Source organism: Variovorax sp. CCNWLW186 (assembly GCF_037203865.1).
In the GTDB taxonomy this organism is placed as follows: domain Bacteria; phylum Pseudomonadota; class Gammaproteobacteria; order Burkholderiales; family Burkholderiaceae_C; genus Variovorax.
This window is the reverse complement of the sequence record NZ_JBBCBO010000015.1, coordinates 100224-112191: the sequence shown is the minus strand read 5'-3', so window position 1 is coordinate 112191 and position 11968 is coordinate 100224. Positions and strand designations below refer to the sequence as shown.

Below are 11968 nucleotides of genomic sequence, written 5' to 3'. Positions count from 1 at the left end.
CAAGGGACGTTAGGCTATGTTTCGATTCCGCAATGCTACGCGAAGCATGCCAACTGGAAAGAGTTCGGAATGCTGGAGACGTTCCTCTTCTGCGGTTCTCTGATGATCATATTGCCACGTTGATGAAGCTACTCGCCGACGTCATTGACGATCCGGATCCATCTGTTCAGTTGTATGGCGACGCACTCATAGCGGCGTTGGCAGTTCGGATGTTCGGGCGAGCAGATTCCGAGGCAAAGAGCGCAGCGAAACTGTCACCAATGCAGCTCAGGAACGCAGTGAGTTTTCTTGAAGCTAATATGCCTCTTCGCGTTGACCTGAACACGCTAGCATCGCTTGCGGGACTTTCACCTTCTTACTACAACCGCGCTTTCAAGGCGGCGACCGGTCTGGCGCCTTACCAATGGCAGCTGCAGGCGCGAATCCAGCGAGCGCAAGCTCTCTTGTTATCAACCAAGATGTCCCTCGACGATGTGGCCGAAGCAACGGGTTTTGCAGATGCCGTGCACTTCGCGCGCACGTTCAAAAAGCTTACGGGGGCAACCCCATCTGCATGGCGTAAGGACCGCGTTTCATAAAGACCCTGCTTAAGGAACCACCTTGCCTGTTTCCTAAGCGAATCAAGAGAGACGCGAAGGCCTCTCGATTGGCGCAGCAGCAAACGCGAGACTCAGCAACTAAGGCACTAGACCCAAGTGGCCAAGCCTCCACCACCCGCCCGGCCACAAGGTAAGTGACTTACCTTGCTGTCGTGAGGCGCGGTTAGTGCACATAGCTCAATGTTTTTAAGCCATGCGGCGCAGTTGCTCAGTCTTCGCGGGGGCCGTCGAGAGGGCTGCGTCCGCGTACCTTGAGGCCACCGTTCGGCTGGGACCATGGGCGAGGAGTGCGTCAGGTTGCCGCAGTCGCCCGCTGTGTGGTGGCGCCAGGGTCGCCGAAACACCAAAATGAAATTCCGCAGCCAGGCCGTACGGCTCCACGTGATGCAGAGCACATTGCAACTGGATTTACCGTTAGCGCTCCGCGACGTCGGTGGGCCTAGCCTGCAACACGTCGTCGGCGACCGCGGGAGCCCTCCAAACCGCCGCTGTTCCGAGACCGTTCAGCAGCCCCATGCTATAGGCGCTTCTGCAGGGTCACTGCCGCGAGCCGCGAGACGAACCGCCGGGCGCTGCCCACAGCGCGCAGAGTTGCAGAACCATGAACAGCGCCGCTCATTGGCCGGCGGGCACGACTGGCTCCGCAAGCGCCACCAACATGTCTACGCATGGCATCAATGGTGGACGGGTTAAGCTCGGCGAGCAATCTTAGGGCAGGTTGCAACTCCTATCGGCCAAGGGTGTAACGCATGACTTGTCCTCGTGGCGCCGTGCCTGAGCATGAGCTCCCGACGCGGATCCGGTCACGGAAGCGCAAGTCTACGGGAGGCCCATGGGCGGGGCTAAGGGGTTAAATGAGCGTGCCTACGATCGCAGGAGCGATCCCGTCGTCGCGCCGAATCCCGCAACTTCCGGGCTGCTGCCAGGTTACTCCTTGGGGCTACGAACTGCTACCGCTAAGTAGTCCCGGGCGGACCGCCTTCAGGGCAGTTCAATAGTTGATCAATACCGCGATATTCAGTGCGCCGCGCGAACGGGTCGCGCGCTTGGAGACGCTCATGAACCACGTCGCACTGGAACTCGGTCGCTCGGGCATTTTTCCGGTGCATGGGCTGCATGACGCGGCGCAGGTGTCGTCTCACCAACTCAAGGCGCGTCAGTTCGAGATCGTGCAACAGGCCTTCCGGCAACATGGTGGCCTGGCTGCGGGCGACGCGCTCGAGCTGTCCATGCGAACACAGTGTGCGCAGCCCATTTCTTACCTGGCGCGGGGCATCGTCCGGAGAACGATCCTGAGCCTGGAGTGGCGCTCCCAGCTGCTCATACCAATGTTCCAGTTTGACCCGGCCGGCCTCGTCGTACGGCCGAGCGTGGCTAGCGTGCTCGCGCATCTGTCGGACGTGTTCGACGACTGGGAGCTGGCGTTCTGGTTTGCTCAACCGAATGACTGGCTCCAAGGTGCCTTGCCGGTCGACATCGTTGGCCGGGACGGTGGTGCCGTCTACGAAGCGGCCTTGGCGGACCGCTTCGTCGCAGCCGGGTGACGGCTCCGGCGCTAGGCAGGAATCCTCGATCCGAACCAACGGTGAATCTTCGGTCATTGAGCTCGGGCGCCATCGAGGCGTGCAGACCCATGGGACGGCTTCCCGGAACGTGACTGCATCGATCAGCGCGTTCTAGCTGCCCTCATTGCCGCCACGCTGTGCTTAGACCGCCAGCTGTTCCTGGCCCCGACGCCCTCAACGCCGCCGCTGTCCAGACCGGCAATCGGTGTACGGACATGGCCTGCGTCGGCCTGGTGTACGGCTCGGGCTGGCGTGGCATACGTCGCGACTTCTAGGGCGAGCTGATCGCGTCGACGCCGCTTGCTGTCGGGCGCAGATGCCCTTGATCTTGAAGGGGGCCTCGCCCGCTCACTCTACGCCGAGCACCACAGCTAGCGCGAGTTCGGAGCCTAGGGTGGCGCCCGCCAAAGGAAGTTGGTGAGAACAGGCGTGGTCTAGACCCGAAGACCAGCAACGAGGTCGTCCCAAGGGATGATGCGTCACACGGCCGTGCGATGGACATTTGTCACATGCCCCTGCCTCAATCTGGGGCTGCGCATCCAATGATTACGAGGAGAGTGACTTGCCTTACACCTTGCGCGTTAACGGAAACGTCCACCAATTCGATATCGACGCCGACACGCCGCTTTTGTGGGTCTTGCGCGATCAACTTCGGTTGACCGGGACGAAGTACGGATGCGGGGTGGCGCAATGCGGCGCTTGCACCGTGCTCGTTGGCGACAAGGCAGTGCGCTCATGCACCGTGCAAGTTTCCAATGTCGGCGACAAGGCAGTGACGACGATCGAGCAGCTCGAAGGCCCCGAAGCGGCCGCGGTGCGGCGGGCCTGGATCAACCACAACGTGCCGCAGTGCGGCTATTGCCAGAGCGGGCAGGTTGTAAGCGCCGTGACTCTACTCAAGGAGAACAGGTGGCCGACCGACCGAGACATCGACCTGGCGATGGCCGGCAACATCTGCCGCTGCGCGACCTACACCCGCATCCGCGCCGCGATGCATGACGCCGCGCGGACGCTGCAACGCAAGAGGAGAAGTGCATGATGCTCGATGACACGGATGTCCTCCGCAACGATGATGCGCGGCGCATCGGTAAGCTTTCCCGTCGCGACATGTTGGCCCTTATGGGCCTGTTCGTCGGCGCCTTCGCGCTCGCCGCGCCTCGCCGCGCCTGGGCCGCGGCGGCGGCCACCGCTCGTACGGCTTCTGCCGGCATCGCGCCGACAGCGCTCGCTGCAAAGGAGTTCACGCCTAATGCGTTCGTGAGCATCGGCCGAGACGGCCTAGTGCACGTGGTGTGCAAACACCTCGAGATGGGGCAAGGAGTGGCCACCGGCTTGGCAACCCTGGTCGCAGAAGAGCTCGACGCCGATTGGCAGCAGGTCAGAGTCTGGCTCGCGCCGGCTGACATCGAGCATTTCAGCAATCCGATGTTGTCTTCACCGGAATCGCCGCTGCAGGCCACCGGCGGCTCAAGCTCGATCGCCAATAGCTTCATGCTGATGCGCGAAGCCGGGGCCAAAGCCCGCGCAGTTTTGCTACAAGCGGCTGCGACGGCGTGGGCGGTGCCGGCCCAAGCGTTGCGCACCGAGCGTGGCCAAATAGTGCACGCGGCCAGCGGCAGGCGCAGCGGGTTCGGCGAGTTCGTCGATGCCGCTGCCAAGCTTGCTCCGCCATCCACCGTGATGCTGAAGTCGCCATCGCAGTTTCGGCTGATCGGTGTCGAAGGCGCTACGCCTCGACTGGATATCGACGACAAGACCAACGGCCGCGCCATATTCAGCCTAGACATCGACGAAGGCGAGCCGCTGGTCGCTCTGCTCCTGCGCTCGCCGCGCTTCGGCGGCAAGCTGAAATCCTTCGACGCCGCAAAGGCCAGGGAGGTACGCGACGTCGTTGATGTGAGGGAAGTGCCCGGCGGCGTTGCGGTCTACGCAAAGAGCACCTATCCCGCAATCAAGGCACGCCGGCTGGTGCAAGCCACGTGGGACGACAGCGAGGCGGAGTCTCGGGGCAACGAAGAGCTCTATGCGGAATTCGTCGGGGCGCTGGACGATGAAGGCTTGGATGTCGGCAGCCGCGGTGACCCGGCACGGGTTTCCGGCCCGGGCCAACGCGTGCAAGCGCAAGTCCTATTTCCGTACTTGGCGCACGCGCCTATGGAGCCGCTCAACGGCTGGATGCTATGGGACGGCCATTCGGTGCGCTGCCGCTTTGCCGCTCAGCAACCGACAACGGATCTGATCGAGATCGGCAAGGTCTTCGGCGTTCCACCATCGGCCGTCAGTCAGACGGTGGTGATGGCCGGCGGCAGCTTCGGCCGCCGTATCGACACCGGGGGCGACATGGTGGGCGAGCTGGCGCAGGTATGCAAGGCGATGGGCCCGGGCAGGCCTATCAAGCTGGTGTGGACGCGCGAAGACGACATCCAGGGTGGCTTCTACCGCCCGATGGTCGCGCACCGTTGGCAAGCCGTGATCGAGAGCCGCAAGATCGTGGCGCTCGAAGCGCATGTGTCGACGCAGATGCCGCTGCCGCTGCCGATCACCGATCCGGGCGGCAAGGTGACCCCCGCGGCAGTGGAGCTGATGGCCGCAGGAATGGAGGATATGCCCTACGACGTGCCCAACGTGCGCTGCGTTCTGCATCCGGTCACAAACCGGATTCCGGTCGCCACGCTTCGATCGGTGGCGAACATGCACACGGGCTACGTGACAGAGACGTTCTTCGACCACTGCTTCGAGCTGATCGGCGATGACCCCGTTGCCGCGCGGCTGAAGCTGTTCGCCGGCAAAGACGCACCGCGTCTGAGCCAGGTGACGCAATTGGTCGCGGAGATGGCCGACTGGCGTGGCGGCCAGCCCCGGCAAGGCCGCGCGATGGGTGTGGCCGTGGTCAAGAGTTTCGGCACCTATGTCGCGCAGATCGCCGAGGTTTCGCTGGGCAAGAGAGGCGAGCCGGTCGTGCACCGGGTCTGGTGCACGGTGGACTGCGGCCAGGTCGTCAACCCGGACATCGTCCGTCAGCAGATGGAAGGCAGCATCGGCTTCGGGCTGGGCGTGGCAATGTACGGCGAGATCAAATTCGACAAGGGTGTCCGCATCTCGCGCAACTTCTTCGACTACCGGTCCCTGCGCATTCACGAAATGCCCACAGTGAGCGTGCGCCTAGTCAGGTCTGACGCACCGCCGAGCGGAGTAGGTGAGCCTGGCGTGCCGCCAATCGCCCCCGCGGTGGCCAATGCGCTGGCACGGCTGGGGAAGGCGCGCCCGTTACGGCTGCCTTTCGTGCAAGGAGTGTGACCATGGCTGTGTGTCGTTTATTGACGGCTGGCCGCGCTGTCTGCACAGTGGCGGCATTGTCCGGATTGCTGCTGGCCCAGGCCGACTCGGGACCGCCGCAGTCGAGCAAGGCGGCCGAATCGCCATCGGGGGTACCTTTGAAGGCAGTCTCGGAATTCGATGCCATTCAAGATCCCCGAGCGCGCTCGGCGGCCCTCTTCATTGAGGCCGGCAAGGTGCTTCAGCACCCGAGATGCTTGAACTGCCATCCCAATGGCGACTCGCCGACGCAGCGGGATGAGATGACGTTGCATCGTCCGCTGGTAGTGCGCGGTGCGGGTGGCTGGGGTGCCAGCAAGGCGATGACTTGCGTCGCTTGCCACTCGTCGGTAAGTGGACCTACGGGTGGCAGTTTCGACGACATTCGCTGGCGTGTGGCTCCGGCCAAAATGGCGTGGCAAGGGCTGACCCTGCCGCAGATATGCGCGCAGCTCAAGGATAGACGTGGCAAGTCCGACACGGACAAGATGCTTAAGCATAGCGCCGAAGACAAAGTGATCGGCATGGGCTGGAACTTTGGGCCTGCATCACCGCCGGGCACGCAGAAGGAGTTCGGTGAACTGATGAAGGCCTGGGTTGCAACTGGTGGGCACTGCCCGAACACAGGCGAGGCACGCGGTAAGCATTGAGCGCGGCGACGGAAAGCGAATCTTCGAAGCTCCTAAAGGCTCTCGTCGCGACGAAGCGCTACGTCCGTGTACGGCAGAAGGGTGAACCGCAGGACTTGCCGGGCGGCGATCTCCTTGCGCACGTCTTTCGTAGACCGTGATCGTGAGCGTCTGGAGCGTCTGGAGCGTCGGAGCAGCATCCGCAATTTGGGCGCAACTGGTCTGGCTTCGCCGGCGGGGCGCGGGGTCACGGGCGCTCGAAGGCCACTACGCGGTTGTAGGAGCCCTGGTAGCCGAGCGCGACCAGATCGGCTTGCATCTGCACAGCAGCTCGTCTTGGTCCATGTTGTGACCGTATGCGGCGGTGCGCAATGATCGCCCACACCTGCTCCTCCGACCACCGTGCACCGCGCGCCAGTGATCGGTGTGCCGCGCGCTCTTACCTTGGCGACTGTCGGCGCGATGCCACTCGAATTCCGCGTAGAGCGCGCGAGGTTGACTCTTCGGCGCGCTCACCCGTCACTACGAGAGTGCGCTGGTTGCGGAACTTCGGGTCGTCGCGGAGGTACGAAACGCCCACTTCGACCTTGTTCGAACTTGAGCACCATGTATGCGTACTGCAAACACATCTTGACGTCACGAGATGACTACGAAGCGCGTGCCCATTTTTTCGATTGCTTCGAGTGCAACGAAGGCCGGATAGGACTGCAGCGTTGGGAAGCGCCGGCGGTAGTAGCAGTCCCAGTAGCTTGAAGCCCGCCGTCTTGTGGTCGCCATAAAGTCGGGGTTCTCGCGCGCGAATGCAGAGAGCGGCTCAGGGTCAGCGTCAGAGACAGCGGCAGCAATGGCTTCCACGATCTCGATGACATATTCACCCAGAAGCTGAACGACGAATGGAACAACCCATGGTCGATCGTTGCCGATGAGCTGTCGCAGGCAATCCTCGCGAACATAGCCATTCCAATGCCTGGTGCCGAGGCAGAGCGCGAGCATTCGAGTGTCGCCACTCGAACGCGCGATGACCGATTGAAGGTTTTGCGGTGCGTAATAGACGCGGTATGGAACAGACAACTGCTCGCCCTGCACGAGGACGGTGAACCCGTTCGTGGCTGGTGCAAGCTCCGCGTGGGGAAGCGCGAGTAGCAGCGTTGATGCGGCTGGCCATAGCACAGCGGGGAACATCGGGCGGTAAGTCATGAGCGCACTCTGATTCGATCTTCGTCGGTCGCTGACGATCGCGCCTGACTGCGAGCCGATGGCCGCGCAGGGGCCAATGGTAAGGCAAGCGTTCGCGCCGACGATCACGCCGTAAGGTTTGGCCGCCAGTGATGTGGCAGCAGTTCGTCGATGCGGCTGTGCGGCTATGTTGGCAGGCGCAGGAACACATCCTTGAGATAGGCATACGCATCGTGTCCGTTGAGCTTCGCCGACTGGATCAGGCTCATGTGGCAGCGGCGCGTTGACCGGCGCGCAGGCTCCCGGTGAACAGCCAATTGCCTCGGCCCACAGCGATGGGCCGGATCTGGTTCTCCACCCAGTTGTTGTCCGAGGGCAGGATCCCGTCGTCCAAGTAGCGTGTGAGCGCAGTCCAGCGCTTCAGGCTGTAGTTCAGTGCTTTGGCTATCCCTGAGCCTTCCGGAACCTTCAGCCGCTGGGCGATCATCCAGGCATGCAGCGCCTCCGCGATCGGCCGGCCCCCGCGCTTGCCGGATCCGCTGCCGCTCATCCTAGTCCAAGTCCTTTACCTTGCGCTCGATCTCGTAGAGCTGAGCGAAGTATTGGATGCCAGCGATGCAGCCACCAGCCGTCGCGCCCCGCTTCGTAGCACGAGTGCACCGTGGCCTGCCGCTCGAGCCTGCAGCGCTCCCGGGCCTTGTCGATGCAGTGCGCAACTGCGGCCGTGTCACCGGCGTCCACGTTGTATCGGCTCGGAGCGCGCTGGCCATCGCTCACCGTCACCTTCCAGGACTTGTCGCCGAGCTCGAAACTCACGTACAGATCGCCCGCGATCGCCGTAACCTTCACTTGTGGGACTGTCTTAGCGGTGGACATTTCCGTCTCCTTTGCTACGAGGTTGAGGAAATCCCGTTTTAGCCAAACGGGTCTCGCTCGGGTAGTCCCACATAGCATCTCTTGTGCCGACTGGGTGAGGAGGCCGACGATGCTCAGACGTCAAGCACATGGCGGACGAGGGGGTTCGACGTCGTGTATGAAACCGTGGGCGGCGCCACGCTCGATATGTCGTTTCAGGCCTGCGTCGGTATACAGGCCATGTCGTGAGCGCGCTGGGTTGGGGCACGCACGCATTAGCACCGCTGTCTTTTCGCGGCGCCACTTATTCCGGTGTCTTCACGATGATGCCGATGATGTGAAAAGTGCGGCGCAACGGCTTGGTTCGACCAAGCGCAAATTGATGCCGTGCCCCTCGCGTGAGCTATCGCTTCGTGAATCGGTAGCGTCTCTCTTAAGGAGGATAAGGCATCGGCCTTCAGAACGTTGCCGGCAAAGCGCTGCTGACCAATGATTGGAAGCCTCTCAGACCTGGTTTTCACAGGTCATGGGGGCATCCTCCTTCTTCCACCCCCCAGTTAGGACCAATCATGAAATCAATCGCCAACGTGTCGGTCATCGGAGTTGCGTTCCTAGGATTCTCTTTGAGCTGTTTGGCTGAGATCAAGCCTCAAGCGGCGCAGGTTCACGAGCAGCGAAAAGTCGAGGCGGCGGAGGCTGCTCGTGAGTTCAAACCTGGTGAAGGTGATCCAGTTCCTGAAAGTCGCCCCAAGGTGCCGCGCTCAGACCGGGTAAAAGCGCGCGAAGTCCGCAAGACCGCGGGAGGCGAAGCGGCACGCACCTTCGCGCCGGGGGAAGGTAATCCCAAACCAAGTAGTGCGGTCTCGCGGCCCCCAAAGGCCGAACGGAGGGCCGAGCGCACCGCCAAACGAGCGGAACTGAAGGCAGAAAACAAGGCGGGTGCTCTTCCGAACTATAGCGACTCCTACGGCAACAGGCAGCGCTAGAGCCGTCCGCCGTTTGGAATTGCCGGTTAGCCCTGCCGGACGCTATCCGATCAAGCTGACAACTCAACGTACGCTCCGAAGTAAACCATGTTCAAGTTCATCTCGCGCATTCTTGCGGTCAATATCCTTGCATCCGTTGCATCCGTTGCATCCGTTGCATCCGTTACATCCGAGGCCGGCGCTACCGAAGCCAAGCCGACGATCGTCTTGGTTCACGGTGCATTCGCTGACTCGTCCAGCTGGAACGGGGTGGTCTCGCTACTGACCGGCAGCGGATTCACTGTTGTCGCCGCCGCCAACCCGTTGCGAGGGGTCGCCAGCGATGCGGAGTACTTGGCTTCGCTCGCACGATCGATTGCCGGACCGGTCGTACTTGTCGGCCACTCATACGGTGGCGCGGTCATTTCCGCCGCAGCCAACGGCCTAGGTAACGTGAAGGCGCTCGTATTCGTCGCAGCCTTTGCTCCGGACCAGGGCGAGTCTGCGCTGGCCCTGGCAGGAAAGTTTCCTGGATCGACGCTCGGAGCGGCTTTGGCTGCGCCCGTGGAGTTGCCTGACGGTGGCAAAGACCTGTACGTCCAGCAGGCCAAGTTCCCGCAACAGTTCGCTGCGGACGTTCCGATCGCACAAGCGAAGGCCATGGCGGCCACCCAACGGCCGATCAGGGCAGCCGCCTTGGAGGAAGCATTGCATGACCCTGCATGGAAATCCATTCCCAGCTGGGCCATCTACGGAACGGCAGACCTGAATATCCCGCCTCAGGCAATGAGCTTTATGGCAGAGCGTGCGAAGGCAAGAAAGACCATTGTGATCAAGGATGGCTCACACGCATTGATGGTGTCCCATCCGGCGAATGTGGCAGCGCTCATCCGGGAGGCAGCAGGGAACTGACGGCCGGGCCGTAATAAAGCTTCGTCCGAGCGGTGCGGGCGTCGCGTGTGTGACGTCGAAGTTCAATATGGGAGATCAACGTTGGAAACGATTGGGAGAGACCTTGCCGAGATGCAGCGCGTGCCGCTGGCTGCATCGCACGTGGCAGCGATTCGCGCGGCGGGCAGCGAGATGAGATATGCCGCCGGCACAGTATTGGTTCGTCCTGGCGATCCTGCGGAGCACTTTGTTTACGTTGAGGACGGCGAGATCGAGGTAATGAACGCCTACACCGGTGAGCGACTCGTGGCTGCAACCCTCGGGCCATCGCAGTTCATGGCCGAGATCTCCCTCCTCTCAGGTGGGAGCTGGTCAATGGCGTTCCGAGCTGTCCGCGATACCAAGGTGCTTCAGGTGCGTCGCGGGGACATGCTCAGGCTTATGGCGCACATGCCCGAGATGTCTGACATCATCATCACAGTCCTGTCCGCCCGTCGTCGCAAACAGCTCGAGTCCGGGGCCAGCTCGCTCGTGCTAATCGGCGAGGAAGTCGACAGGAACATCGGGCGCATCGCCGAATTTGCGGGTCGCAACCGACTGCCCTGTGCGTCCCATGCGCTGGGAAGCGCCGAGGCCAAGGCGATCGCGCAGAGTTGCTCCGCTGCGCCGAACCGGCCGGTGGCCATCTTCGGCAAAGACACAGTGGTCACCGATCCGACCCCGGAGAAGATCGCGCGGCTTCTTGGCATGAACCGCGACCTGGTAGACGACGAAGCGGTTGACGTGCTCATCGTGGGGGCTGGCCCTGCCGGCGTCGCCGCAGGCGTTTACGCGGGGGCCGAGGGGCTCAGCGCGCTCGTTGTGGAGGACATCGCGATCGGCGGTCAGGCTGGCACGTCGAGCAGGATTGAAAACTACATGGGCTTTCCAACCGGGATTTCCGGTGCCGACCTGGTGTGGCGCGGGGAGGTGCAAGCCATGAAGTTCGGAACCAGGTTCGCCATGCCGCTTCGCGTCGACGCACTAGAGCGGCTGGAGGACGGCTCTTTTTGCGCCACGTTCAGCAATGGACATCGCGTGCGATCACGCGCAGGCGTGATCGCCACCGGCGTTCGGTATCGCCGACCCTCGATCCATTCGCTGGCGGACTTCGAGGGCGCAGGAATTTACTATTCTGCGACCGAGAACGAAGCGCGCTTCTGCCGCGACGCCGAAGTGATCGTCGTGGGCGGCGGCAACTCTGCAGGTCAAGCCGCGATGTTCCTCAGTCGCGTTGCGCAGCGCGTCCGGTTGCTCGTTCGTGGCCATACGCTGGCTGCCTCGATGTCCAGCTATCTCTCGACCCGACTGGAAGCTGAACCGTCCATCACTATCGATTACGGTGTGCAAGTGACAGCCGCGCACGGCAACGATCGGCTTGAAGCGGTCACGATCCACCGAGAAGGCCGCGATGAGCTAGTGGACACCTGTGCCATGTTCGTGATGGTCGGTGCAGTGCCGAATACCAGCTGGCTCGCTGGCCTCGTGCGATTGGACGACAATGGTTTTGTACTGACGGGCAGCGATGTGGACGCCTCTTCCCCTTACGAGACCTCCTGCCGTGGCATCTTTGCCGTAGGCGACGTGCGTGCGGGATCCGTCAAGCGGGTTGCCTCTTCTGTCGGCGAGGGATCAGTCGTGATCTCGCGCGTTTGGGCGCACGTCAAAGAGGCCGTATAAGTTGGCGCACTCCATCGCAGAAGCGTTTGAGCGCGTGACTTTGTCCCAAACCACTTTTGCGACGCGATGGCACAGGCAACTGCCATCTCAACCTCATGCTGGTCGAAGCTATTGGAGTTCAAAGCAGGCAAATCGAGCTCAAAAAAACTGCCTGCGACTCTACCGTGCATGAAGAAACAAAGTTCGACAACATCCGACAGCCTCAATGGTGCGGCCACGCCAATGCCCTGCTCGCGATCGGCCGAAAAAACGCA

The 11968-nt window shown here is 62.2% G+C and carries 10 protein-coding genes and 2 pseudogenes; 9 read left to right on the top strand and 3 right to left on the bottom strand.

All coding sequences use genetic code 11. The features are described 5' to 3' along the window. Positions 1 to 122 precede the first annotated feature (122 nt). The 5 genes from V9K97_RS18485 (at position 123) to V9K97_RS18465 (ending at position 6129) form a co-directional block, all read left to right on the top strand. The gene (locus V9K97_RS18485; protein WP_337319873.1) at positions 123 to 578 is read left to right on the top strand and encodes an AraC family transcriptional regulator; all 456 of its coding nucleotides are present in this window, start codon (positions 123 to 125) and stop codon (positions 576 to 578) included. 1079 nt (positions 579 to 1657) lie between these two features. Continuing rightward, positions 1658 to 2143 carry a hypothetical protein gene (locus V9K97_RS18480; RefSeq protein ID WP_337319848.1) on the top strand — a complete coding sequence of 162 codons (486 nt, stop codon included), beginning with the start codon at positions 1658 to 1660 and terminating at the stop codon, positions 2141 to 2143. 583 nt (positions 2144 to 2726) lie between these two features. Continuing rightward, positions 2727 to 3203 (top strand): (2Fe-2S)-binding protein, encoded by a 477-nt coding sequence (locus V9K97_RS18475; RefSeq protein ID WP_337319846.1) that lies wholly within the window; start codon positions 2727 to 2729, stop codon positions 3201 to 3203. Further along, positions 3200 to 5461: a xanthine dehydrogenase family protein molybdopterin-binding subunit gene (locus V9K97_RS18470; RefSeq protein WP_337319844.1), complete on the top strand. Its 2262-nt coding sequence runs from the start codon at positions 3200 to 3202 to the stop codon at positions 5459 to 5461. Before V9K97_RS18475 ends, V9K97_RS18470 begins: the two co-directional genes overlap by 4 nt. A 2-nt stretch (positions 5462 to 5463) precedes the next feature. After that, positions 5464 to 6129 carry an Isoquinoline 1-oxidoreductase subunit gene (locus V9K97_RS18465; protein ID WP_337319842.1) on the top strand — a complete coding sequence of 222 codons (666 nt, stop codon included), beginning with the start codon at positions 5464 to 5466 and terminating at the stop codon, positions 6127 to 6129. A gap of 615 nt (positions 6130 to 6744) precedes the next feature. Here the strand turns inward: V9K97_RS18465 and V9K97_RS18460 are convergent. The 3 genes and pseudogenes from V9K97_RS18460 to V9K97_RS18450 form a co-directional block, all read right to left on the bottom strand. After that, on the bottom strand, positions 6745 to 7305 hold the full coding sequence (locus tag V9K97_RS18460) for a hypothetical protein (protein ID WP_337319840.1): 561 nt from the start codon (positions 7303 to 7305) through the stop codon (positions 6745 to 6747). A gap of 164 nt (positions 7306 to 7469) precedes the next feature. Beyond that, positions 7470 to 7880, bottom strand: a pseudogene (locus V9K97_RS18455) (IS66 family transposase); the annotation flags it as partial. After that, complete coding sequence (locus V9K97_RS18450) at positions 7831 to 8160, bottom strand: hypothetical protein (RefSeq protein WP_337319875.1); 330 nt, start codon at positions 8158 to 8160, stop codon at positions 7831 to 7833. The gene V9K97_RS18450 and the pseudogene V9K97_RS18455, both read right to left, overlap by 50 nt. Before the next feature lie 141 nt (positions 8161 to 8301). Between V9K97_RS18450 and V9K97_RS18445 the strand changes: the two are divergent. From V9K97_RS18445 to V9K97_RS18430, 4 genes and pseudogenes are all read left to right on the top strand, one after another. Next, a pseudogene (locus V9K97_RS18445) lies at positions 8302 to 8477 on the top strand (quinone oxidoreductase); the annotation flags it as partial. A gap of 231 nt (positions 8478 to 8708) precedes the next feature. Next, positions 8709 to 9125 (top strand): hypothetical protein, encoded by a 417-nt coding sequence (locus tag V9K97_RS18440; RefSeq protein ID WP_337319838.1) that lies wholly within the window; start codon positions 8709 to 8711, stop codon positions 9123 to 9125. Positions 9126 to 9212: 87 nt separating this feature from the next. Further along, positions 9213 to 10016 (top strand): alpha/beta fold hydrolase, encoded by an 804-nt coding sequence (locus V9K97_RS18435; RefSeq protein WP_337319836.1) that lies wholly within the window; start codon positions 9213 to 9215, stop codon positions 10014 to 10016. A gap of 81 nt (positions 10017 to 10097) precedes the next feature. Next, positions 10098 to 11714 carry an FAD-dependent oxidoreductase gene (locus tag V9K97_RS18430; RefSeq protein ID WP_337319833.1) on the top strand — a complete coding sequence of 539 codons (1617 nt, stop codon included), beginning with the start codon at positions 10098 to 10100 and terminating at the stop codon, positions 11712 to 11714. Positions 11715 to 11968: the final 254 nt, after the last annotated feature.

Excerpts from the sequence above, each read along its gene's own strand:
- V9K97_RS18435 (WP_337319836.1), top strand. The coding sequence starts at position 9,213 with ATGTTCAAGTTCATCTCGCGCATTCTTGCGGTCAATATCCTTGCATCC.
- V9K97_RS18440 (WP_337319838.1), top strand. The coding sequence starts at position 8,709 with ATGAAATCAATCGCCAACGTGTCGGTCATCGGAGTTGCGTTCCTAGGA.
- V9K97_RS18470 (WP_337319844.1), top strand. The coding sequence starts at position 3,200 with ATGATGCTCGATGACACGGATGTCCTCCGCAACGATGATGCGCGGCGC.
- V9K97_RS18465 (WP_337319842.1), top strand. The coding sequence starts at position 5,464 with ATGGCTGTGTGTCGTTTATTGACGGCTGGCCGCGCTGTCTGCACAGTG.
- V9K97_RS18485 (WP_337319873.1), top strand. The coding sequence starts at position 123 with ATGAAGCTACTCGCCGACGTCATTGACGATCCGGATCCATCTGTTCAG.
- V9K97_RS18480 (WP_337319848.1), top strand. The coding sequence starts at position 1,658 with ATGAACCACGTCGCACTGGAACTCGGTCGCTCGGGCATTTTTCCGGTG.
- V9K97_RS18450 (WP_337319875.1), bottom strand. The coding sequence starts at position 8,160 with ATGTCCACCGCTAAGACAGTCCCACAAGTGAAGGTTACGGCGATCGCG.
- V9K97_RS18460 (WP_337319840.1), bottom strand. The coding sequence starts at position 7,305 with ATGACTTACCGCCCGATGTTCCCCGCTGTGCTATGGCCAGCCGCATCA.